The 21,898-nt window shown below is 67.4% G+C and carries 17 protein-coding genes; 3 read left to right on the top strand and 14 right to left on the bottom strand.

Translation table 11 applies throughout. The annotated features are described in order from the left end of the window. Nucleotides 1-56: 56 nt before the first annotated feature. The 8 genes from ACYQ2W_RS14745 to ACYQ2W_RS14710 all read right to left on the bottom strand — a co-directional run bounded on the left by ACYQ2W_RS14745 (nt 57) and on the right by ACYQ2W_RS14710 (nt 7,567). The gene (locus tag ACYQ2W_RS14745; RefSeq protein ID WP_459868632.1) at nt 57-524 is read right to left on the bottom strand and encodes a single-stranded DNA-binding protein; all 468 of its coding nucleotides are present in this window, start codon (nt 522-524) and stop codon (nt 57-59) included. A gap of 3 nt (nt 525-527) precedes the next feature. Next, nucleotides 528-932, bottom strand: coding sequence for a hypothetical protein (locus tag ACYQ2W_RS14740; RefSeq protein ID WP_459868629.1), 405 nt, complete (start codon nt 930-932; stop codon nt 528-530). Between the two features lie 58 nt (nt 933-990). Next, a complete protein-coding gene (locus ACYQ2W_RS14735) occupies nt 991-1,851 on the bottom strand; it encodes an AcaB family transcriptional regulator (RefSeq protein ID WP_459868626.1) in 861 nt (286 codons plus the stop codon). An 807-nt stretch (nt 1,852-2,658) separates the two neighbouring features. Next, nucleotides 2,659-3,969: a DnaA N-terminal domain-containing protein gene (locus tag ACYQ2W_RS14730; protein ID WP_459868623.1), complete on the bottom strand. Its 1,311-nt coding sequence runs from the start codon at nt 3,967-3,969 to the stop codon at nt 2,659-2,661. Then, nucleotides 3,966-4,505: a hypothetical protein gene (locus tag ACYQ2W_RS14725; protein WP_459868620.1), complete on the bottom strand. Its 540-nt coding sequence runs from the start codon at nt 4,503-4,505 to the stop codon at nt 3,966-3,968. The genes ACYQ2W_RS14730 and ACYQ2W_RS14725 overlap by 4 nt, the downstream gene beginning before the upstream one ends. Further along, nucleotides 4,502-6,088, bottom strand: coding sequence for a hypothetical protein (locus ACYQ2W_RS14720; protein WP_459868617.1), 1,587 nt, complete (start codon nt 6,086-6,088; stop codon nt 4,502-4,504). The genes ACYQ2W_RS14725 and ACYQ2W_RS14720 overlap by 4 nt, the downstream gene beginning before the upstream one ends. Continuing rightward, on the bottom strand, nt 6,075-6,923 hold the full coding sequence (locus ACYQ2W_RS14715; RefSeq protein ID WP_459868614.1) for a ParA family protein: 849 nt from the start codon (nt 6,921-6,923) through the stop codon (nt 6,075-6,077). Before ACYQ2W_RS14715 ends, ACYQ2W_RS14720 begins: the two co-directional genes overlap by 14 nt. A gap of 407 nt (nt 6,924-7,330) precedes the next feature. Beyond that, a complete protein-coding gene (locus ACYQ2W_RS14710; RefSeq protein ID WP_459868611.1) occupies nt 7,331-7,567 on the bottom strand; it encodes a hypothetical protein in 237 nt (78 codons plus the stop codon). Nucleotides 7,568-8,584: 1,017 nt separating this feature from the next. On the opposite strand from ACYQ2W_RS14710, the gene ACYQ2W_RS14705 reads away from it, so the two are divergent. Then, nucleotides 8,585-11,974 carry an error-prone DNA polymerase gene (locus ACYQ2W_RS14705; protein WP_459868608.1) on the top strand — a complete coding sequence of 1,130 codons (3,390 nt, stop codon included), beginning with the start codon at nt 8,585-8,587 and terminating at the stop codon, nt 11,972-11,974. A 223-nt stretch (nt 11,975-12,197) separates the two neighbouring features. On the opposite strand, the gene ACYQ2W_RS14700 is transcribed toward ACYQ2W_RS14705, so the two are convergent. From ACYQ2W_RS14700 to dapA, 3 genes are all read right to left on the bottom strand, one after another. Next, complete coding sequence (locus tag ACYQ2W_RS14700) at nt 12,198-12,599, bottom strand: type II toxin-antitoxin system HicB family antitoxin (protein ID WP_459868605.1); 402 nt, start codon at nt 12,597-12,599, stop codon at nt 12,198-12,200. A 2-nt stretch (nt 12,600-12,601) separates the two neighbouring features. Beyond that, nucleotides 12,602-12,790, bottom strand: a complete 189-nt coding sequence (locus ACYQ2W_RS14695) for a type II toxin-antitoxin system HicA family toxin (RefSeq protein WP_459868602.1) — start codon at nt 12,788-12,790, stop codon at nt 12,602-12,604. Nucleotides 12,791-12,997: 207 nt separating this feature from the next. Continuing rightward, on the bottom strand, nt 12,998-13,885 hold the full coding sequence (gene dapA / locus ACYQ2W_RS14690) for a 4-hydroxy-tetrahydrodipicolinate synthase (protein WP_459868599.1): 888 nt from the start codon (nt 13,883-13,885) through the stop codon (nt 12,998-13,000). A gap of 352 nt (nt 13,886-14,237) precedes the next feature. Here dapA and ACYQ2W_RS14685 point away from each other — a divergent pair, with 352 nt between their 5' ends. After that, complete coding sequence (locus ACYQ2W_RS14685) at nt 14,238-15,377, top strand: hypothetical protein (protein WP_459868597.1); 1,140 nt, start codon at nt 14,238-14,240, stop codon at nt 15,375-15,377. Between the two features lie 712 nt (nt 15,378-16,089). Beyond that, nucleotides 16,090-18,867, top strand: a complete 2,778-nt coding sequence (gene rne, locus ACYQ2W_RS14680) for a ribonuclease E (protein WP_459868594.1) — start codon at nt 16,090-16,092, stop codon at nt 18,865-18,867. Nucleotides 18,868-18,974: 107 nt separating this feature from the next. Here rne and ACYQ2W_RS14675 read toward each other — a convergent pair whose 3' ends face one another. The 3 genes from ACYQ2W_RS14675 to ACYQ2W_RS14665 form a co-directional block, all read right to left on the bottom strand. After that, a complete protein-coding gene (locus ACYQ2W_RS14675; protein WP_459868591.1) occupies nt 18,975-19,463 on the bottom strand; it encodes a low molecular weight protein-tyrosine-phosphatase in 489 nt (162 codons plus the stop codon). 412 nt (nt 19,464-19,875) lie between these two features. Beyond that, complete coding sequence (locus tag ACYQ2W_RS14670; protein ID WP_459868588.1) at nt 19,876-20,688, bottom strand: CbbQ/NirQ/NorQ/GpvN family protein; 813 nt, start codon at nt 20,686-20,688, stop codon at nt 19,876-19,878. An 80-nt stretch (nt 20,689-20,768) separates the two neighbouring features. Continuing rightward, a complete protein-coding gene (locus tag ACYQ2W_RS14665; protein WP_459868585.1) occupies nt 20,769-21,650 on the bottom strand; it encodes an adenylate/guanylate cyclase domain-containing protein in 882 nt (293 codons plus the stop codon). Nucleotides 21,651-21,898 lie beyond the last annotated feature (248 nt).

The raw sequence follows: 21,898 nt of genomic DNA, 5'->3' as shown, positions 1-21,898 counted from the left end.
CCCTCGAAATTTTTCCGGCGGAGAAATCGGCGGGCAGCGGGACGGGAGCGGCACGGTCATTTCCCCGCCTCCTCGGCCTTCCCGGCTTCCTCTGGCGCAGACGCCTCGCCCTCCTCCTGCCGAGGCGCCAGCCGCGTCTCCAGCCGCTGGGTGGGCACGATGGCGATGGAGCCGGCATTGATCGAGAAGGCGGTGGTCAGTCCCTTCTCGCCCTGGTAGAGCTGATGGTGGAGCGATCCCTCCACGCGCACCCGCATCCCCTTGCGCAGGCAGCGGGCATACTCCACCGCCCGCTCGCCATAGAGGTCCACGTCGGCCCAAAAGCTGCCGACCTCCTCCCACTCGCCGCGGGTCTCGCTGCGGCGGTAGTTGGCGAAGTGGACGGTGGTGTGGGCGATCCGTAGCGGCTCCCGGCCGTCGCGGGGGACCACCTTGTACTCGGGGTCGCGGCCGAGGTGGCCGGTGCGGTTGAAATCGCAGAGGTAGGTCTTGTCGTTTCGGGGGGTGGTGGTGTCTTGGGGCATGGTCTACTCCGGTGCTTCCAGTTCAGTGAGGTCGGTAAGGACGTTGAGCAGTTGACGGTGGATGGCGGCGCCGACGCCGGCCGCGCCGTTGAGGACGATGACGTGGGCCTGGATCTCGGCGTACCAGTCACGCAGCGAGGGGGGCTGCGGCGGGAGCGCCTCGCACACGCTCTCCCAGGTGGCCCACGGGCCGCTGTGGCCGCTCTCCCGCCAGCGCAGGTTGGGCCACCCCCGGCGGTACTTGGGGCGCTCCACCACCAGGGTGTGGCGGGCACCGGCGGCGCGGCGGCTTTGGGCAACCAGCCGCTCCATGCGGGCGGTCAGTGCCTCGCGGGAGGCGTAGTGGCGCTCCAGGGTCCGGGAAACCCCGCTCTTGCCTTTAAAGGGCAGGATTTGCTTTAAGAGCAAATCCAAAAAAAGGCCCTTTGGTCCAGCGAGGTCTGGACACGGCCCCTCGCCCCGCGGATCAGCCTTCGGCATCGAGCGCATCCTCCCCGCCGGCATAGGCGACTTCCATGAGGGCCTCGGCACCGCCCTCCTCCCCATCCGATCCAGGCTCGGGATCAGATTCGGACTCGGATTCAGGCTCGGGCACATGCCCATCCGCCGCCGACTCGGCCGGCCGGCGCTCGAACGCCCACACCGGCCGCCGCACCCCGGTGATGAGTTCCGGCGCCAACGGCGGCAGCATCAGCCGGCGCACCGCCTCGGCCAGGGTCTCGGCCCGCTCGGGGTCGAGGCAGTCGGCCGACGACAGCGCCAGGTCGGCCTGACGCAGGCGGGCGTGGCGCGCCACCGTGGTCTCGAAGACCCGGCGGAAACGGTGGGCGTAGGCCTCGATCTCGTCGGAGCGCGCCTGGTTGCTGATCAGCGCGGCGCCGTTGGCGGTGTGGAGCAGCAGCGCCAGCTTGTCGAAGAGGGTGAGCACCGCGACGGCGCGGTAGCCGTAGGGGCTGCCGAAGCTCTCCCCCTCGTAGACCGCCGGCTGCTCCGAGACGGCCACCGACAGGGTGAGGCCGTCCACCTCCACCTCGCGGAGCATCGTCTCCAGATCGGCGCGGCGCAGGGTGAGGTCCTGGTAGAGGTGGTCGAAGGCGGTCTCGATCTCCAGCAGGCAGGCGTCCGCCAGGGGCCGGTCCAGGGCGCTCTGGGCACGCAGGTGGAAGGCCGCGTTGGCGAACTGGAGCAGCGAGCGGTGGCCGCCGCGACCGGCGTAGAGGGCCTGGGCGTGGCGGGTGTGGAGCGTCAGGGTGAAGTGCTGCTGCAACCGGCCAGCAAGGGCCGGTCGGCCGCCTTCACGGGGCGGTTCGGGGATGGGATCGTTCATCCGAGTGTCCTCCGGTGGTGGGTGATGGGTGGATGGGTGCGCCGGAATTTTTCCGGCGGAAAAAAATTCGTGGGACGATCCCAACGGGACACCTGCACGCAAGACTCCACGCAGCAACCGGCAGCAGCGAAGCGCTGGAACCGGTCGTCCGCGACTCCTCCCGCGGTGAGCGAAGACGATTTGGCACGCCAAAATTTTTCTGCCGGAAAAATTTCGGAGGGCCACGTCCGCCGGAATACCTGCGCGCAACACGCCATGCAGCAACCGGCAACGGCGAAGCGCTGGAACCGGTCGTCCGCGATGCCTCCTGCGGTGAGCGAAGGCGATTCGGCACACCAAAATTTTTCCGGCGGAAAAATTCCGCGAGACCATCCCCGTCGGAATACCCACTCGTGAGCCCCCACGCGGTGACCATTGGCGACGAAGCGCCCGGTCCGGCATCCCAAAATTTTTCCGCCGGAAAAATTTCGTGAGGCCGCGCCCGTCGTAAGACTTGCGTGTCGGCCTCCACGCAGTGAGCGCCGGCAGCGAAGTGCTCGAATCCGTGGTCCGAGGCGCCTCTCGCGGTGGGATGGAGCGGGATCGGCATGCCGAAGTTTTTCCGCCGGAAAAATTTCCCAGGGCCATCCCCGCCGGAACGCTCCCACGGAGAACACCACACCGCGACCCCAGGCGGCGAAAACGCCTTCGCTCCGCCGAAGGGGACCACGCAATCGGCCAGCGAGGGCCGGTCGATCACCGCCACGGCGCAGGTCGGGTGGAAGAACACCGGAATTTTTCCGCCGGAAAAATTTCCTGTGGCCGCACTCACCGGAACACCTCCGCGGAAAGATCCACACGGCGACCGTGGGCGGCAAAGAAGCGCTCGATCCGCGGGAGGTAGTCGGCGCGTACCCGCTCGGCGACGATGGCGTTGGGGGCGTAGAGCTGGACCCGCTCGCCGCGCTCGACGGCGCGGAGCGGGGCGAGCCAGGTGGCGAACTCCCGCTCGGGCAGTTCGCGCCTCGCCGCCTCCAGGAACGGGGCCCACTCCGCGGGCGGGGAGGGTTTTTCCGGCGGAAAAATGTTCGACCCGCCGGGTTTCGCGGGCTGCGAAGCCGAGGCCGCCGCGTTTCGCTGGCCCAGCCCGAGGTCGGTGATGCAGAACGCGCCGCGCTCGGCGGCCCGCAGCAGGCTGCGCAGGTAGGGGATCGGCTTCTGGACCTTGGCCCCGGGGGCGATCAGGGCGCCGGCCCACTCGTGGGCGACCTCCTGGAGCAGGGCATGGGGCAGCGAGGTGCCGGCAAGCGCCGCCCGAGCGGCGGGGATGAGCGGCTTCACGCGCGGGTGCGCGGGGAGGTCAATCCTCTCCCCATCGGTTGTTGTTGTTGTGTTTGTATTAATACAACAACAACAACTATCGGCCGAGCCAAAATCAATTTTTTTGACTTTGGCCGTAACCTCCTGATCTTCCTTCTGTTTCCCTAAATCAATTTTTTTGCTTTTGGGCTCATCCCAAAGTAAAAAATCTTGATTTTGGGCCAAGCCAAAATCAAATTTTTTGACTTTGGGCTTCGGGGCCGCCATTTCCCCTCCCGCAACCGCGCCCGCCCGCTCGGCCAGTTGCGCCTCCAGCTCGCCAGCAGCGGCCTGAATCATCCCGTGGCGGTGGTCGCGGCAGCGGCGGACGAAGGAGGGGAACTGGGGATCGATCAGCAGCGTCTCCTCCAGGCGCAGCGGCGCCTCATGGAGCAGCGCGATGAGCGGCAGGCGGTGGCCGCGGGGGGTACGGACGTCACGCAGGGTGAGCCAGCGGGTGATCCGCAGCAGCGCCACCACGTCGCCTGCCTTCGGTCGGGAGCAGTGGATCTGCTCGCGCACGAAGGCGTAGAGGCGGTGGAAGGTGGGGGTGGCACCGGTCAGCGCCCGGCGGATCATCTGCCAGGCGATCGCCGCATCAGGGTCCAGTTGCCGCGTCTCCACCTGGCCCAGCAGGCGATCCGGCACCATCACATGGGAGCGGCCGGTGAAGAGCAGGGTGGCGCCACCGTCGGCGGCGGCATTGGGATCGACACCGGCGGCGGTGGCCCGCGCCAGCGCCTCCAGGTGGGTGATCAGGTGCTCGATGGGCTCGCTCATGAGGTGACCCCCGCCTCGCGGAGCACCGCGTAGAGGGCGCGGAGCGAGTAGGCCCCGTCGTACTCCTCCTTCAGCCGCAGCCAGCGGGCCACCGGATGGGCCTTCGCCAGGGCGTTCCAGGCGCGCAGAATCCGTTCCCGGTCGGCCGGCGTCACCTGGGGCAGTTTGACGCCCCGCGGGCTCATCCCGCGGGCCTTACGGGCCAGCCGCACCTCGCGCCGACGCAGCCCGAGGGTGCCCATGATCAACGCCACCGGGGCGTCCGCCTCCAGCAGTTGGTCGAGGTAGGTCTCGATCATCCGCTGGTGGTCGATCGCCTCCTCCAGTTGTTCCAGGTCGAGGAGCACGCGCACCGCGCCGCGCAGGAGCGTCGGCACCTGATCGATCGGCATCCGCAGCAGTTGGCGCAGCACCTTCTCCAGCCGCGGGTCGGGGGCGTGCTCGCCGAGGATGCGGCGGGAATATTCGCCGTTGGCCCGCGCCAGTTGGGGCGCGAGGTTGACCAGGGCGTCGTCGGAGAGTTGCAGTTCGGTCATCGCCGCCCCTCCGTCGGCAGCAGATCCAGCAGTTGCCAGTGGAAGCGCTGCGGATGATCGCAGTGGAAGGCGTGGAGGCGCTGGACCAGCGCGAGCCAGCGGGTGCGGGCCTCGATCGGCAAGCCGGGGCCGAGGACGTAGCGGCCCGGCAGATGGATCAGGTTCTGGGCGGTGGGGGAACCGACGGTGGAGTCGATGAGGCTCAAATCGCGCCGCGCCGGGTCGGCGGTCGCCGCCTTGTGCCAGTGAGCGGTGGCGGGGATCAGCTGAGCGATCACCCGCTCCTGGGTCTGGAGCGAGTGGGTCGCCAGCATCCACCAGGCGATTCGCTGGCGGTCCTCCTCCAGCGGGATCAGCTCCATGTAGAAGCCGAAGGCCAGCGGATCATCCGACAAGACCCGTACCGCCAGATCGACCCCGGCGGCCTCGGCGAACGCCATCACCCGTTCGCGGATCTCCGCCAGGGCGCGGGCGGTGTCCGCGGCGGAAGGGGGCGCCGGTTGTACCGCGGATCGGCCGGTGTCCGGGGCCAGGGGAACGCTCGACGTCGGCTCACCCTCCCCCTCTTCCCATTCCCTCGATTCCTCCGCCGCTTCTACACCTCCCTCGCCTCCTGAGACTTCGGCTGATGGTGGAGGGGGTGCTTCTGTAGCGAACAGCGTGTCGAGGTCCACGCTCCGATCGTTCAACCGCTCCAGTGCCGCCTCAATGGCGGACGGCGAACGGCCGGTCACCTCGGCGAGCTGCGCACCCATCCAATCGAAGAACCCGCCCGCGCTGAACGACGCCTCGCCATAGGCGGCAACGGCCGCACGGAGAATCCCGTCGGCATCCTCCTCCCCGGCCGCCTTCAGCAGACGGACATAGCGGGTGAAGCGCGGCTGCGCCTCCTTGATGAACTCGTTGGTCAGCACCGGCTTCAGCGGCTCGGCGAGGCCGTCGAAGTAGGTCATCAGGAAGGTGTAGCGCGACAAGCTCGGGGAACTGCACGGAATCCCCCGCTCGGTCATCAGCGCCACGAAACGGGAGGCGGCCAAGGCGCGTTCCTTCGCCAGCTCGCCCTGCTCCCGCAGCTCCCGCTCGATGAGCGCCTTCAGCTTCAGGTAGGCGGCGGCCGTCTCGAACAGGCACATATCCCCCTTGGTCAGGTTCTCGGTGATCGCACCGCCGAGGATGGTGGCCTCCGACATCCCCTCGCTCCACGGGCGGAAGAAGAGGGTCGGCCGGCAGAAGCGGGGATCGCCGGTCTCGGCGCACAGCTCCTGCAACAGCTCGGTGCGGGTATCGCCGCCGGCGAAGGTGATGTAGTAGTCGTCGCCCGGCCGGCGGGTGATCGGCCAAAGGTGGGTCACCCCCTGGGCGCGCAGGGTCTCCCGGATCACCGCCCGTTTCGGGTTGTCGAAGGCCCGCGGGTTGAGCACCCGCGTCCGCACCTGGCGGATATCCACCGGAAACTGCATGGCGACCACCGGATCGTCATGGACCGGGGTGGCGGCAGTCGCCGCCGCCGCCACCACCGCCCGCAGCCCCTCGGTGGCGAAGGCCACGGCGAGATCGGCATCGTCGATGCTACGGGCGCTCATGGCCGCCCTCCGCATAGCAGCCCCGGAGGTTGGGATAGAGCTCCCAGACCAGCTCGTGCATCACCTGCCAGGCCGGCGCCATGGTTCCGCCGGAGCGGCGGCGCTCCCAGCAGTGGACCGGGACGTGCTTGGTGTGGGCCTGGGAGTAGGTGGTCGAGAACGGGATCTCGGTGCGCAGCACCGTCACCGAGTGGTCGTTGGCGTAGTGCTCGCGGATGTAGGCGGCGTAGCGCTGTGCCAGGTTGGTGTTCTTGGTGCAACTGAGCAGTGCGCGCACCGCGGGAATCGGCCGGCCGAAGGAGCGCAGCGGCTTGAGGGAGTCGAGAAACTGCTGGGTGGTGCGGGCGAAGACCTCGGCGCTCAACTTGTCGGGGGTGACCGGCATCACCAGCAGATCGGCGGTCAGCGCGCACGCCTCGAAGATCGCCGTCGATGCCCCCTGGGTATCGATCACCACGAAATCGAAGGTGTCCGGGTCGTCGGCGAAGAACTGCTCCAGGGCGAAGCGCAGTCGGAACGGTTTGTCGAAGCCGGTGCCGGAGCGGATGAAGTCCGAAATGTCCCCCGTCGGGTCGTTGTTGCGCACCAGGGCGAGGTTGTCGATGTCGGTGAGCGACAGCCCGTCGGCGGTGAGCCGACCGCTGTGGAACACCTCGGCCAGTCCCGTGGGAGCCTGGTGGCGCAGGGGGAAGAAACGGGTCAGCGAGCCCTGCGGATCGCCATCGATCATCAGCACCGAGTAGCCGAGATCGGCCAACAGTGCCGCCAGATTGCCGGCGATGGTGGTCTTGCCCACCCCGCCCTTCGGCGAAAGAATTGTTGCGATGGAAGCCATGGGTCGAATGAAGTAGTGGTGGCGATGAATAACGGGGGCGCTGGAAACCACAGGTACGCCATTATGTGATTTACAATCGACAGATACCCCTAAATGACGGGCAATGAGACCTCACGCACGCTTTACGGGACGGCATGAGTGGCGCTGGCCAAAATCGCGTCTTTCACCACTGGCAGCCAATCTTCCGGCGGAAAAAACCGGCCGATTACGGTCAGTAGCGCCGTCCTCGGCTCAACGAGAACTCTTCAGTGCCATCCGCACGACCGTCCTCAACTCGCCATCACCTATCTCAGTACTACGTCAAATATGCGAATACGTCAATTTGATGAATGACGGAGGACACATTTGCACGGAGGCGCATCACCAAAGCGCCAGGTCTCCGACAAAGGCAGCCCTTCGGGCGACGACTACCGCCGCCCCTCCACCTTGTCGCGCTTGGTCGGGCGACCGACCCGCCCCGTCGATCCGCTCCCTTCGGCGGTCGTTGCCTTCGGAACGGGTTCCTCCAACCCGGCCTTGGCCCGCAGCCACTGCTCCACCACCTCCCGGTGCCACCGCACCTTGCGTCCGATCCGGAAGAACGGCGGGATGTGGGTGCCCGCGTGTCCTCGACTGATGTGAATCCGCACGGCGCTCTCGGTCATGCGCAATTCCTCCGCAAGATCCGCCGCCGCCAACAAAGTGACCTTCATCATCTGCATACACCTGTTCGAATACCGATTGCTGCGCGCAGATTGGTGCTGGCGTGCGCACGTCGCCGACGGTCTGGAAGCAAAGGGAAACGTCCTTCCCGGCAGGACGCCGGAAGACAGACGCAGGGGGACACAACGCGGCGGGCGGACGCCACCAGCCAATGCGAAGAACGGAAGGGCGAAGCCCTCGGGGGATCAGGGCGATTCGCCGAACGGATCGGCGATCAGGACTCCATCACTCGGGAGATACCGAAGACGGACACAAGCGGTCGGCGGAACAGGCCGCCCCAGCGCAGAGCAACCACGCCGCGAAGGCCGGCCGAAAGAGACAGCACTCCTCCGCGAAGTAGAGACGCGGTAAGATGGGTGACAACACGGTCTGACCCGCCCTCAGCGGGTTCCGCCCTGCTCAGACCTGGGCGGCATGCAGGACAAATAAAGCAGGATGCACTACGACAAGTCAACGCCCAAACCCACCAATTCGCCAGTTTCATGCGCCGAGAACACGGCCGGTCAATCTCTGTTCACCGGGACCACTTTGTGCTCCAGCGAACGGCGAGAGAGCCAAGCAGCCCACCCGAGCCGGATGAACAGCAGCCAGATCAGGTGTCGATGGCGTGAAGGGGCGCGTAGCCGTGCCCGAGTACCTGCATGCCGATGACGAGCACCGCCAAACCGCGACGAAGTCCGGAACGATAAGCAGGGGGTGAGAGCGGCCCAGGAAGCGGTCACAGTTGTCACAAATCTGGCACACCTAGACCGGATTTTTGCGATACATTAGGAAATATCTACCCAAATCAAATCATTGTTTTTAAAGAATAAATAATGGTAAACATTGATTGAAAAAGGCAATTTTAACGAACTCCGTTCACGTCGGCGCGGTAGCGCCGACCTACGCCTTTCCCACCGTTTCCGTCCCCATCGTCCAATCCGTTCCGATGGCTCATGATGTGTATATAATTACACGCAATGAACACCCCCGACTACGCCGAACTCCACTGCCTCTCCAACTTCACCTTCCTGCGCGGTGCCTCCCACCCGGAGGAGCTGGTGGAGCAGGCGGTGGCGCTCGGCTACAGGGCGCTGGCGCTCACCGACGAGTGCTCGCTGGCCGGGGTGGTGCGCGCCCATCAGGCGGCGAAGGAGCACGCTTTCCGGCTGATCGTCGGCAGCGAACTGCGGCTCGCCTGCGCTACCCGACTGCTGCTACTGGCCCCCGGCCGGGAGGCCTACGGCGACCTCGCGGAGCTGATCACCCTCGGCCGGCGGCGGGCGGAGAAGGGGCGCTACCGACTGGAGCGCGGCGACCTGGAGCGGCTGGCCGGCCGCTGTCTGCTGATCTGGCTCCCCGACGAACCTGCAGGGAGCACCGATGAGGAAGGCATACCGCCGCGAAAACCGGTGCGTCTCCTGTCGTCGGCACACCCTACGCCACATCCCGGCAGCGACCCCGCAAGACGTGCCGAGGAACGAGGCGCACCATCCCCGGAAACGGTGAACCATCCGACAACCTGGCTCGCCGAGCGGTTCCCCGGCCGTACCTGGATCGCGGTGGAACTGCTCGGCGGGCCGGACGACCGGGGGAAGCTGGCGCGTCTCCAGGAGCTCTCCGTCCGCAGCGGCCTGCCGCTGGTGGCGGCGGGCGACGTCCACATGCACGAGCGGGCCCGCCAGCCGCTCCAGGACCTGCTCACCGCGACCCGCCTCAACACCCCCCTGGACCAGGCGGGCCTCGCCCTGCTGCCCAACGGCGAGCGTCATCTGCGCCCGCTACACCGGCTCGCCCGCATCTATCCCCCGGAACTGCTGGCGGAGAGCCTGCGCATCGCCGAACGCTGCCGCTTCTCCCTCGACGAGCTGCGCTACGAATACCCCGAGGAGCTGGTGCCCGCGGACCTCACCGCCGCCGAGCATCTGCGCAACCTGACCGCGGCGGGGATGGCACGGCGCTGGCCGCAGGGGGCGCCCGCCAAGGTCAGGGAGCTGGTGGAAAAGGAGCTGGCGCTGATCGCCGAACTCCACTACGAACCCTACTTCCTCACCGTCCACGACATCGTCCGCTTCGCCCGCGAACAGGGGATCCTCTGCCAGGGGCGCGGCTCGGCGGCCAACTCGGCGGTCTGCTACGCACTCGGCGTCACCGAGGTGGACCCGGCGCGGATCGAGCTGCTGTTCGAGCGCTTCATCTCCAAGGAGCGGGGCGAGCCGCCGGACATCGACGTGGACTTCGAGCACGAGCGGCGCGAGGAGGTGATCCAGTACATCTACCGCAAGTACGGCCGCGACCGTGCCGCCCTGACGGCGACGGTGATCAGCTACCGCCCCCGTTCGGCGCTACGCGACGCCGGCAAGGCGCTCGGCTTCGACGCCGACCAGTTGGAGCGGCTGGCCCGCGCCCTGGCCGGCTGGAGCAGCCGGCGGATGGAGCCGCAGCGGCTGCGCGAAACCGGCTTCGATCCGGACAACCCGGCGATCCGCCGGCTGCTCCACTTCGCCGGCCTGCTGCTCGGCTTCCCCCGCCACCTCTCCCAGCACGTCGGCGGCTTCGTCATCTCCCGCGGACCGCTGGCCCGGCTGGTACCGATCGAGAACGCGGCGATGCAGGATCGCACGGTAATCCAGTGGGACAAGGACGACCTGGATGCCTTGGGGCTACTCAAGGTGGACGTGCTGGCGCTCGGCATGCTCTCGGCGATCCGCCGGTCATTGGCGCTGCTCGGCGCACGCCGCGGCCGCCCCTTCACGCTGGCCGACATCCCGCCGGAGCACCCCGCGGTCTACCGCATGCTCCAGCGGGGCCACAGCATGGGGGTATTCCAGGTGGAGTCGCGGGCGCAGATGGCGATGCTGCCGCGACTGCGCCCGGCGTGCTTCTACGACCTGGTGGTGGAGGTGGCGATCGTCCGTCCCGGCCCGATCCAGGGGGAGATGGTCCACCCCTATCTGCGCCGCCGCCGCGGCGAGGAGAAGGTGGAATATCCCAGCGAAGAGGTTCGCGGGGTGTTGGCGCGCACCCTCGGCGTGCCGATCTTCCAGGAACAGGTGATCAAACTGGCGATGGTCGCCGGCGGTTTCTCCGGCGGCGAGGCCGACCGGCTGCGCCGCGCCATGGCCGCCTGGCGTCGCCGCGGCGGGCTGGAACCGTTTGAGCGCAAGCTGATCGACGGCATGGCCGAGCGCGGCTATCCCGAGGAATTCGCCCGCCGCATCTTCCAACAGATCCTCGGCTTCGGCGAGTACGGCTTCCCCGAATCCCACGCCGCCGGCTTCGCCCTGCTGGTCTACACCTCCGCCTGGCTCAAGTGCTTCGAGCCGGCCGCCTTCACCGCCGGGCTGCTCAACAGCCAGCCGATGGGCTTCTACGCGCCCGCCCAGCTGATCGGCGAGGCGCGCCGCCAGGGGGTGGAGGTGCGGCCGGTGGACGTGCGGGTGAGCGAGTGGGACTGCACGTTGGAGGACTCATCTGGCTTGGGCACCGATAACGCGGAGAACGCAAAGACGCAGAGAGCGCAGAGAAGAGGGGTCAATGTGGATACGCCCGCGGGCGATGGGGTTGGTGCGCCCAAGCAAGACACATTCTCTTCCTCCGCGTTCTCTGCGTCTCTGCGTCCTCCGCGTTCCCATCACGAGCCTCAAACGAAGGCACCCGGTCAGCCGGCACTACGGTTGGGGTTGCGGCTGGTGAAGGGGCTCTCCCAGGCGGGCGCGGCGCGGTTGGAGGCGGCGCGGGCGGCGGGACCGTTCACGGATGTGGAGGCGCTGGCCCGGCGCGCCCGGCTCGGTCGCCGCGACCTGGAGGCGCTGGCCGCCGCCGACGCCCTCGTCCACCTCGCCGGCCACCGCTACCTGGCCCAGTGGCGGGTCCAGGGGGTGGAGGAGCCGACCCCGCTGTTCGAGTACGGCGCCATCGAGGAGGCCCACCCGCTGCTCCCCGCCCCCGGTGAGGGGGACGAACTGATCGCCGACTACGCCTCCCTCGGTCTATCCCTGCGCCGCCATCCGCTGGCGTTGCTGCGCGACCGGCTGGAGCGGCTGCGGCTGCGCCCCCTGGAGGAGGTGAAAGGCGCCGGCCACGGCCGGCTGGTGCGCACCGCCGGCATCGTCATCAACCGCCAGCGTCCCGGCACCGCCAGCGGGGTGATCTTCCTCACCCTGGAGGACGAGACCGGCCACCTCAACGTCATCGTCTGGCGCGACCTGGCCGAACGCCAGCGCCGCGAGGTGCTCGATGCCCCGCTGCTCGGCGTGGTCGGCGTGCTGGAACGGGAGGGGACGGTGTGCCACCTGATCGCCGGCCGCCTGGAGGACCACGGCGCACTGCTCGGCGGATTGGAGACCAAGTCGCGGGACTTTCACTGAACGGGGACTCTTTCGGCTTGGGCACCGATAACGCAGAGAACGCAGAGACGCGGAGACCGCAGAGAAGAAAATCCCATGCGAACGCTCCATCCGAAGAGCGACCGAGCCCTCTCTTCCTCCGCGATCTCCGCGCTTCTGCGTCCTCCGCGTTCACACACGAGCGCACGGCATGGAAGACTACGGTGGGGTTGGAAGGCGTATCGGCAGGAGAACGGGAGGGCCCCTATCCCACTTCCCGCTGAATCGTCTCGTGGGCCGCCCGCGCGATGAATCCCGAACGGGTGTAGCCCCGACGCCTGGCGAACTCGTCGATCTCGTTCAGCACATCCTGAGGCAGGGTGATGTTGACCCGCACACTCTTCGCCGCGGGCTCGGTGACGGAGGCGAGGAAGACCACGGCACCCCGGTTCTCCGGCTGGGACATCACCGCGTCCAGATCGCTCGGCGACGGCAGCGGCTCGCCATCCTCAAGCATCCCCTCCACATGGAAGCCGAGCGCCTCCAATGCCAGTTTGCGAGCCTCCTCCAACGTCCGGCCGGCGGAGATACAGCCGGGAAAATCGGGAAAGTCGACGCTGTAGTCACTCCCCTCCGCCTTTCTGATCAACGCGATGTAGGTGAGCATGGCTACCTCAACTTGACGCCGGATTGGCGTTCGATGTTCTTGAGGGTATCGATGTGGATCTCCCTCTTCGGGTGGGGAACGGTAACCCGACCGGGTCGCTCGTCGTGCTTCAGCTGAAGATGACTACCCCGCTTGGCCACTTCATACCATCCATGGGCCTTGAGTTGGCGAAGGATCTCTCGGCTGTTCATGGTCACGAACTATAAGTAGCAATACACACCACATCAAGATATTCGTCCCAACGCCTGTGAAGATATCCGGCGACCCGCTTGGGCACCGATAACGCAGAGAACGCAAAGGCGCAGAGAAGAAAAGTAGCCAATCGCTCTTTTCCTTTGCGATCTCTGCGTCTCTGCGTTCTCCGCGTTTTCACACGGGTGTCAAACCGAAGACCGCGATCAGGCGGCAAGCGGATCGACGCTCTCCAGTGCGGCCCAACCCGCCCGCAGCCGCTCCGCCAGCCCCTCGCTCGCCGGAACGAACGGCAGGCGCACCTCCGGCGTACACCACCCCTGCTGTGCCAGCCACGCCTTGAGAGGGGCGGGGTTGGGTTCGGCGAAGAGGTCGGCGATCAGCGGGCGCAGGGCGACGGCGATCCGCCGCGCCTCTTCCAATCGTCCCGTGCGGAGCAGCTCGAACAGCCGCACGTGCCACTGCGGCAGGAGGTGGGCGGAGGCGGCGATGGTGCCGTGGGCGCCGAGGCAGAGGGCGGCGAAGTTCTGGTGGTCGTCGCCGGAGAGGATGCGCAGCGGGGTCTCGTGAACCAGCCGCAACATCCGCTCGACACTGCCGCCGCACTCCTTGACCCCGGCCACCCGCGGGTCCCGCGCCAGCGCCTGGAGGGTTTCCAGCTCCACGTTGACCCCGCTGCGGTAGGGGATGTTGTAGACCAGCAGCGGCCCGTCGAAGGCCTCGGCAAGCGCCTCGAAGTGGCATCGGATTCCCGCTTGGCCGGGGCGGACGTAGGTGGGGGCGGTGGCCATCAGGCCGGCGGGCCGCAGCGCCGCCAGTTCGCGGGCCCGTGCCACCGCCCCTTCGGTGGAGGGTTCGGAGAGGCCGACCACCAGCGGCAGCGACGGCACCGCCTCGCGCAGGGTGGCGAAGAGCGCCGCCTGTTCACCGGGACGGAGCAGCGCCCCCTCACCGGTGGTGGCGCCGGCCACCAAGCCGGCAATGCCGTGGGCGGCCAGGTGGCGCGCCAGCCGGGCGAGCGCCGGGTGGTCGATTTCGCCGTCGCGGAACGGGGTGACGATGGGGACCCAGATGCCCTGGAAGATCGATCGCATGATGATTGCCTCTTGAATGGAACGATGGTTGAGAACGTTCCGCCGGCAGGAAACCGGATGGAGGCTTGAGGCAAGGCGATGAGCGCGTGAATCAATCCCGTCCGGCGATCCGCCCGACGGGAGACGACTTCCCGTCAGCGGGGAAGCCGTTTTTTCAATCCGACCACGCACGACAGCAACGCCGCTGCAGGCGCGGCGGCGTTGTTGTCGTGCATGGTTGGATATAAATGGGACATGAGTTTGCTCGGTCCAACGGACTGTTGCGGCAGTGTAGGGAAACGTGCGGGCAAAACGCAAGACGAGGCCGAGCGGGGCCTTGCGAAGGTCGCCCCAACGCCCCCATATCGGAAGGATGAAAAAGCACCTCCCCCTGATCTCCCTGATCGCGCTGCTCACCCTCCCCCCGCTGATCGGAGGCTGGATCGCCGGGGAGCCGCTGAGCCGCTACTTCCGGTTTCCCACCGTCGGCAGCGAACTGATCGACGCCCCCTTCTCGCCGACGCTCTTCTGGCTGGCGGCGGGGTCGATCCTTGCACTCCTCGCCGCCGTCGCCGGACTGGCCCTGGCCCGCCCCACCGGCAACCGGGCGCCCCCGGTCGAGCGCCGCCCCTTCCCCCGCTGGGGCTGGGCGGCACTGGCGGTGGTCGGGCTCGCCTGGTGGCTCGCCTGGAGCGGGGAACCGGCGCTGCAAGCGCTACGCCGGCTCACCTTCCTGCCCCTCTGGCTCGGTTACATCGTGCTGGTCAACGCACTGACCTGGCGCCGCACCGGCCACTGCCTGATGCTCGACCGGCCCCTCTACTTCGCCGCCCTCTTCCCCACCAGCGCGCTCCTCTGGTGGTACTTCGAGTTCCTCAACCGCTTCACCGGCAGCTGGTACTACAGCGGCATCGAGCCCTTCGGCCCCATCGCCTATCACCTGCTCGCCAGCCTCGCCTTCACCACGGTGCTGCCGGCGCTGCTCAGCACCCGCCAGTGGATCGCCTCCCACCCGCGGATCGCCGCCCACCTCAACCGCGGCCGGCCCGTACCGCCGCCACCCGACGACCTGGCGGCCACCCTGCTGCTGCTCTTCGGCCTCTTCTCGCTGGTCGGCCTCGCCTCCTGGCCCCAGTACCTCTACCCCACCCTGTGGCTCGCGCCGCTGGCCCTGCTCACCGCCTGGCAACTGCTGCTGGGCCGGCAGACGCTGTTCTCGGCGATCCCCCGCGGCGACTGGAGCCGGGTGGTGATCGCCGCCCTGGCGGGGCTCCTCTGCGGCCTGGTCTGGGAGCTGTGGAACGGCGGGGCGCTGGCCCAATGGCACTACAACCTCCCCTTCGTCGACCGCTACCGGCTGTTCGAGATGCCGCTGCTCGGCTGGGCGGGCTACCTGCCCTTCGGCCTCTTCTGCGTGGCGGTGGGCGACCTGCTCGCCAGTCCCTGGCGAAGCAACCCGGTGCAGCCGCCCAAGCGCAAGCCGTTTCCGGTGAAGATCGTGGTCAAATCGTAGCCGCAGGGGGGCTCTCCGCCCCTCCTCTCGAAAGCGGACAGAATCCAGCCCTAATGGCGGGAAATCACCGCTGCCGGCAAAACAAAGCGGCGATTAGCGGGGAAATATCCGTTTGTTTTGACGAAATTTTCCGAAGTTTTTCCACTCTATACGCCACTTCCCGTCGCATTTGCCGCACCGCCCGTCAAAATCCCCGAGGAACCGATTGCCGCCCCCGCAGGGGCCTGCTACACTCAACGACTTCCGTGCCAGGTTTGGCGGCGCACTCCGTCTCCCCCCGGCACGGAAAGAGGCGTGGTCACACCGCGAGGGCGCCCTCCCTTGCTCGTCCGCCCCGGCGACACCCGGTCGACTCTTATGGTCTTCTCTCTCTATCGACCGATTCCCGCCCGAGGCGCCCGTCGAGCAGGCGCGACCATTGGTCGCGATACCGGCATCCCGCTGACCCTACCGAAGAGCATCGCGTGATTCCGCCCCGCCCCGGGGCTCGCCGCCGGCCAACGTCCGGCGGGAACCACCGGGAGGGGCCACGAAACCAGAGCGGCCGCGGCGAACGCCCGGCCTTGCATAACTAAACAGATGAACAGCGCCCCCCTCCCAACCGCCCCCCGCGGCGCGGTCGACGGCACCGGAGCGAGCCCGACGGCCGCCTTCCGGCCGGCCGCATCGTGCCGCCCGGCCGTGGGCGGAGTGCGCTGGAGAGAACCCCTACATGAAGAGAATGCTGATCAACGCAACTCAGCCCGAGGAGTTGCGCGTCGCCATGGTCGACGGCCAGTGGCTGTATGACCTCGATATCGAGACCCCCTCCCGAGAACAGAAGAAATCCAATATCTACAAAGGCCGCATCACCCGCGTCGAGCCCAGCCTCGAAGCGGCCTTCGTCGACTACGGCGCGGAGCGCCACGGCTTCCTGCCGCTGAAGGAGATCTCCCGCAGCTTCATGCGCCAGGAGGCACTGGAGGGCGGCGGCAAGATCAACATCCGCGACGCCCTGCGCGAAGGCCAGGAGGTGGTGGTACAGGTGGAGAAGGAGGAGCGCGGCAACAAGGGTGCGGCGCTCACCACCTTCCTCAGCCTGGCCGGCCGCTACCTGGTGCTGATGCCCAACAACCCCCGCGCCGGCGGCGTCTCGCGGCGCATCGAGGGCGAGGACCGCAACGAGCTGCGTGACGCGCTCAGCGCCCTGGAGATCCCCGACGGCATGGGGTTGATCGTGCGCACCGCAGGCGTCGGCCGCAACGTCGAGGAGCTGCAGTGGGACCTGGACTACCTGCTCCAGTTGTGGGACTCCATCGAGGAGGCCTCCTCCCAGCGCTCCGCCCCCTTCCTGATCTACCAGGAGAGCAACCTGATCATCCGCGCCCTGCGCGACTACTTCCGCAGCGACATCGGCGAGATCCTGGTGGACGACGAGGCCACCTACAACGAGGCACGCACCTTCATGGAGATGGTGATGCCCAACAACCTCAACCGGCTGAAGCGCTACAAGGACGACGTGCCGCTCTTCTCCCGCTACCAGATCGAGTCGCAGATCCAGTCCGCCTTCCAGCGCGAGGTGCGCCTCCCCTCCGGCGGGGCCATCGTCATCGACCACACCGAGGCGCTGATCTCCATCGACATCAACTCGGCGCGCGCCACCAAGGGCTCCGACATTGAGGAGACCGCGCTCAACACCAACCTGGAGGCGGCCGATGAAGTCGCCCGCCAGCTGCGCCTGCGCGACCTTGGCGGGCTGGTGGTGATTGACTTCATCGACATGTCCCACTCGCGTGCCCAGCGCGAGGTGGAGAACCGGCTGCGCGATGCCCTCAAGATGGACCGCGCGCGGGTGCAGATCGGCCGCATCTCCCGCTTCGGTCTGTTGGAGATGTCGCGCCAGCGGCTGCGCCCCTCCCTCGGCGAGTCGAGCCAGCAGGTCTGCCCGCGCTGCAACGGCCAGGGGACCATCCGCAGCGTCGAATCGCTGGCCCTGGCGGTGCTGCGCATCATCGAAGAGGAGGCGATGAAGGAGAAGACCGGCAAGGTGATGGCCCAGGTGCCGGTGGAGGCCGCCGCCTTCCTGCTCAACGAGAAGCGCCGCGACATCTCCAACATCGAGGAGCGCCAGCAGGTCTCCATCCTCCTGCTCCCCAACCCGAGCATGGAGACGCCCGCCTACAGCGTCCAGCGCATCCGCGAGGACGAGATGGAGGCCACCGAGGGGGTCAGCTACAAGCAGATCGAGGTGGCCGAGACCGACATGAGCAACTACCAGGCGGGCCAGCAGGCGAAACCCGCCGCCGAGGCCCCGGCGGTGAAGGCGATCGCCCCGACCCGCCCGGCCCCCAGCGCCACCGCCAAGGGAGAGGAGCGCCCCGCCGCCCCCCCGCCGGCCCCCGGTTTCATCAGCCGGATCTTCGGCGCCCTGTTCGGCAGCGCGGAACCGGTCGCCGAAAAGCGGGAGGAACCCGAAGAGCAGAAGCCGCGGGAGCGCGCCGCCACCGCCGGTGGCCGGAGCAGCCGCGGGAGCGCGACCGCCGGCGGGGGACGCGGCGGGCGCCGTGGCCCCGGCACCGGCGGCGGTGGAGCCAAGGAGAGCAAGGAGTCGCAGGGCAGCGGTCGCGGCCGCCGGGGCGGGCGCAACGAAGCCGACAAACCGGAGGAGAAGCGGGAATCGAAAAGGAGCGGCGACATGCCCCGGAGAGAGCCGCCCCCTCAGCAGGAAACGACGCCCTCCACCGACAACGCCGCGGAGGGCGGAGACGGCGGAGATCGCGGCCGCCGCCGCCGCCGTGGCGGGCGCCGCCGCGGCGGGCGAGGTGGCGATGGCGATGGAGCGGCGGCACCGGGCGGCGAAGGTGCTGCGACCCCGCCTGCCGCCCCGATGAATGGGGACGCCGCCGGTGCACGGCCTGCCACCGACAACACCCCGCGTCGCGACGAAGCCCCGAAGGCCGAGGCACCGAAGAGTGAGTCGCCCACGAAGACCGATGCCCCCACGCCGGTGATACCGAGAAGCGAATCACCGAAGGCAGGGGCCCCCAGCCCCGAAGCGCCGAAGAGCGAACCGCCGAAGGTAGAGGCCCCCGGGTCCGAGATGCCGAAGAGCGAACCGCCGACGGCGGAGGCCCCCAGGCCCGAAGTGCCGAAGAGCGAACCGCCGACGACGGAGACCCCCAGGCCCGAAGTGCCGAAGAGCGAACCGCCGACGACGGAGGTCCCCAAGCCCGAAGTGCCGAAGAGCGAACCGCCGACGACGGAGGTCCCCAAGCCCGAAGTGCCGAAGAGCGAACCGCCGCAGGCGGAGACCCCCAAGCCCGAAGCGCCGAAGAGCGAACCGCCGAAGGCGGAGGCCCCCAAGCCCGAAGCGCCGAAGAGCGAACCGCCGCAGGCGGAGGCCCCCAGGCCCGAGACGCCGAAGAGCGAGCCGCCCAAGGCGGAGGCCCCTGGGCCCGAAGCACCGAAAAGTGAGCCGGTTAAACGGCCCCCCCCGCAAGATCCGGAATAGATGAGGCGGCACCCCACCGTTGCGGGGCCACCAAATAAAAAAGGCCACCTTTCGAGGTGGCCTTTTTGATTGGCGTCCACAGTAGGAAGCTGGTGGAAAAATAGGGGTCAAAGTCGGGTGGTACGGATCTCCTCCAACAGCCCCCGAGCAGCATCCTCCACCAGATCGAGGACGTGATCGAAGCCGCTGGCCCCGCCGTAATAGGGATCGGGCACGTCCTCCTCCGATCGTTGCGAGGCAAACTCCAGGAACTTACGCACCTTGTACCGCTGCCCTCGCGGCGCGATCGCCACCAGGTTGGCATAGTTGTCGCTGTCCATGGCAAGGATGTAGTCGAAGTGGTCGAAGTCGGCCACGCTCACCTGACGACCGCGCAGGTGGCTCAACTCCACTCCCCGGTTGCGCGCCGCCTGCTGCGCCCGCGTGTCCGGCGCCTTGCCCACATGCCAACCCGCGGTGCCGGCGGAGTCGATATCGATCCGCTCGGCCAACCCCTCATCGCGCACCAGCTTGGTGAATACGCCCTCGGCGGTAGGAGAGCGGCAGATGTTTCCTAGACAGACGAAGAGTACATTTACGGTTGGGGTATCGTTCATGATATCGAGTCGCAATGGGTTCCGGATGTCAGGCGTCAGGCGTCAGGCGTCAGGCGTCAGGCGTCAGGCGTCAGGCGTCAGGCGTCAGGCGTCAGGCGTCAGGCGTCAGGCGTCAGGATAATGCCGGGGCTTGGTTTCAGATCAACCCATTTTTATAAAAAATTTCTCATCTTTTCCACAACGTTTCCTCATTTCCACGCTCTGCGTGGAAATGTCCCTCTTCGACGCTCTGCGTCTTGCCAAGCGGAGACGCCGCGCCGTCGGCGTCCAAGGTGCCCGGTTACGACGCGGAGCGTCCAAGGTGACCGGTTACGACGCGGAGCGTCCAAGGTGACCGGTTACGACGCGGAGCGTCCAAGGTGACCGGTTACGACGCGGAGCGTCATAACCAGAATCTCCGAAAAGCCTGTAACTAAAACAGCGTTGCGCTCAACTCGTTGACCGCCATCAGCATCTCCGGATCATCGCTCAACGCCTGGGCGATGGCGGAGCGGCAGGCGGCCGTCGGCTCGATGCCGGAGGCGATCAACTTGGCGGAGTGGACCAGCAGTCGGGTGCTCGCCCCTTCCTCCAGACCGGAGCCCTTCAGGTTGCGGGTCATCCGGGCGAAGCGGACCAGCCGTTCGGCCATGGCGCCGTCCACCCCGCTCTCGTTGGCAACGATACGCGCCTCCAGCTCCGCCGCCGGATAGTCGAACTCCAGCGCGACGAAACGCTGGCGGGTGCTCTGCTTGAGATCCTTGAGGACGCTCTGGTAGCCCGGGTTGTAGGAGATGGCGAGACAGAACTGGGGAGGAGCCTCCAACAACTCGCCCACCTTCTCCATCGGCAGCACCCTGCGGTCGTCGGCCAGCGGGTGGATCACCACGGTGGTGTCCTTGCGCGCCTCCACCACCTCATCCAGGTAGCAGATACCCCCCGCACGCACTGCGGAGGCCAGCGGACCATCGACCCAGACGGTCTCGCCGCCGGCGACCAGGAAACGCCCCACCAGATCGGAAGCGGTCAGGTCATCGTGGCAGGAGACGGTGATCAGCGGCCGCTTCAGCCGCCATGCCATGTGCTCCATGAAGCGGGTCTTGCCGCAACCGGTGGGCCCCTTCAGCAGCACAGGCAGACGGTTGGCGTAGGCCGCCTCGAACAGCGCGATCTCATCACCAACCGGCTCGTAGTAGGGCTCCTTGTCGATGAAATACTCTTCGGGCTTCAGTACGCGGGCCGCCATCGCTCCTCCGGATTGCTCGATATTGTCCTGCCGTGATGGGAGCGCCGGAGGCCGAATTCAACCCGTCGCGGCCGGAGGATTCAGGAGACCACGAAATGGATCACGGCCTCGCCGTCGATCCGCGGGGAGAAGCCGATATCTCCCTCGCCGAGAAGCGTCAGCTGATCGCGGCGCAGGCTCACCACCTCACCGCCGGCAAGGCGCACGTAGGTGCCGTTGGTGCTCTGATCGGCGAGGATGAACTTCCCCTCCCGATAGTCGATCCGTGCGTGCAGGCGGGAGACCGCGGCCAGCTCCACCACCAGATCGTTGGCCGGCCCACGACCGATGGCGAGTGAGCCGCCACCGCTTTCGAGGAGGTACTCCCGTTCCTTGAAGCGCAGCCGGAGGGTTGCCCTGACGGCCGCCATGGCGGCGGCAAGGGCGGAGGCATCCATCATGCTGGTGGCCTCGAAACGGGTGTCCCACAGCACCTCGAACAGGTCCACCGACTCCCGCTTCCCCTTCACCTCCTTGGAGTAGAGGTGACGGGTGCCCGCCTTGAGGGCGGAGTTGAGGCGCCAAACCGTCTCGCGACTGGTGAGGATCTGGCCCGCCTGGGCCAGTCCCACCACCCTGGCGGCGAGATTGACCGCGTCGCCGAAGACATCGCCCCCTTCGGCGATCACCTTGCCGAAATGGAAACCGACGCGTACCGCCAGCCCCCCGGCCGATTCGCTCATCGTCTCCTGCATCGCCACCGCCGCCTCGTAGGCGCTATCGGCATCGGGAAAGGTGCACATCACCTCGTCGCCGATGGTCTTGATCACCGTGCCGCCGACATCCCGGCAACGCTCCATCAGCCGGCCGACGCAGCCCCCCACGGTGTGCCGGGCGGCCTGATCCCCCAATCGTTCGTAGAGTTCGGTACTGCCGCTGATGTCGGCGAAGAGGATCGCCGTCTCCACCATCTCTTGAGTCATCGCCGTCGGCCCGCCGGATAGGAAAACGATTACAATTTCGGCCTGCGGCGAGAATAACACACCCGCGTCGCTCCCGGCCCTAGCCCGCATTTCTCACCACCCTCCGTAGCGAGGGCGCCGAGACCCCGCTGTGACGGGGCGCGCGGATTTGGCCAGGGATCGGCCTTATGCCGCGAAGGCAGGGATGCCGAGAGCGGACCGGAGGGCGACGAAGGCATAGTCGACACTATGTTGAGGAGCCCGGAGGG

This window comes from Endothiovibrio diazotrophicus (assembly GCF_054657215.1).
Note: the sequence above shows the minus strand (reverse complement) of the source record. Positions and strands in the feature narration are given on the sequence as shown.

Coding starts and splice junctions, on each gene's coding strand:
- ACYQ2W_RS14745 (WP_459868632.1), bottom strand. CDS start 524: ATGCCCCAAGACACCACCACCCCCCGAAACGACAAGACCTACCTCTGC.
- ACYQ2W_RS14735 (WP_459868626.1), bottom strand. CDS start 1,851: ATGAACGATCCCATCCCCGAACCGCCCCGTGAAGGCGGCCGACCGGCC.
- ACYQ2W_RS14730 (WP_459868623.1), bottom strand. CDS start 3,969: ATGAGCGAGCCCATCGAGCACCTGATCACCCACCTGGAGGCGCTGGCG.
- ACYQ2W_RS14725 (WP_459868620.1), bottom strand. CDS start 4,505: ATGACCGAACTGCAACTCTCCGACGACGCCCTGGTCAACCTCGCGCCC.
- ACYQ2W_RS14720 (WP_459868617.1), bottom strand. CDS start 6,088: ATGAGCGCCCGTAGCATCGACGATGCCGATCTCGCCGTGGCCTTCGCC.
- ACYQ2W_RS14715 (WP_459868614.1), bottom strand. CDS start 6,923: ATGGCTTCCATCGCAACAATTCTTTCGCCGAAGGGCGGGGTGGGCAAG.
- ACYQ2W_RS14710 (WP_459868611.1), bottom strand. CDS start 7,567: ATGACCGAGAGCGCCGTGCGGATTCACATCAGTCGAGGACACGCGGGC.
- ACYQ2W_RS14705 (WP_459868608.1), top strand. CDS start 8,585: ATGAACACCCCCGACTACGCCGAACTCCACTGCCTCTCCAACTTCACC.
- ACYQ2W_RS14700 (WP_459868605.1), bottom strand. CDS start 12,599: ATGCTCACCTACATCGCGTTGATCAGAAAGGCGGAGGGGAGTGACTAC.
- ACYQ2W_RS14695 (WP_459868602.1), bottom strand. CDS start 12,790: ATGAACAGCCGAGAGATCCTTCGCCAACTCAAGGCCCATGGATGGTAT.
- dapA (WP_459868599.1), bottom strand. CDS start 13,885: ATGCGATCGATCTTCCAGGGCATCTGGGTCCCCATCGTCACCCCGTTC.
- ACYQ2W_RS14685 (WP_459868597.1), top strand. CDS start 14,238: ATGAAAAAGCACCTCCCCCTGATCTCCCTGATCGCGCTGCTCACCCTC.
- rne (WP_459868594.1), top strand. CDS start 16,090: ATGAAGAGAATGCTGATCAACGCAACTCAGCCCGAGGAGTTGCGCGTC.
- ACYQ2W_RS14675 (WP_459868591.1), bottom strand. CDS start 19,463: ATGAACGATACCCCAACCGTAAATGTACTCTTCGTCTGTCTAGGAAAC.
- ACYQ2W_RS14670 (WP_459868588.1), bottom strand. CDS start 20,688: ATGGCGGCCCGCGTACTGAAGCCCGAAGAGTATTTCATCGACAAGGAG.
- ACYQ2W_RS14665 (WP_459868585.1), bottom strand. CDS start 21,650: ATGACTCAAGAGATGGTGGAGACGGCGATCCTCTTCGCCGACATCAGC.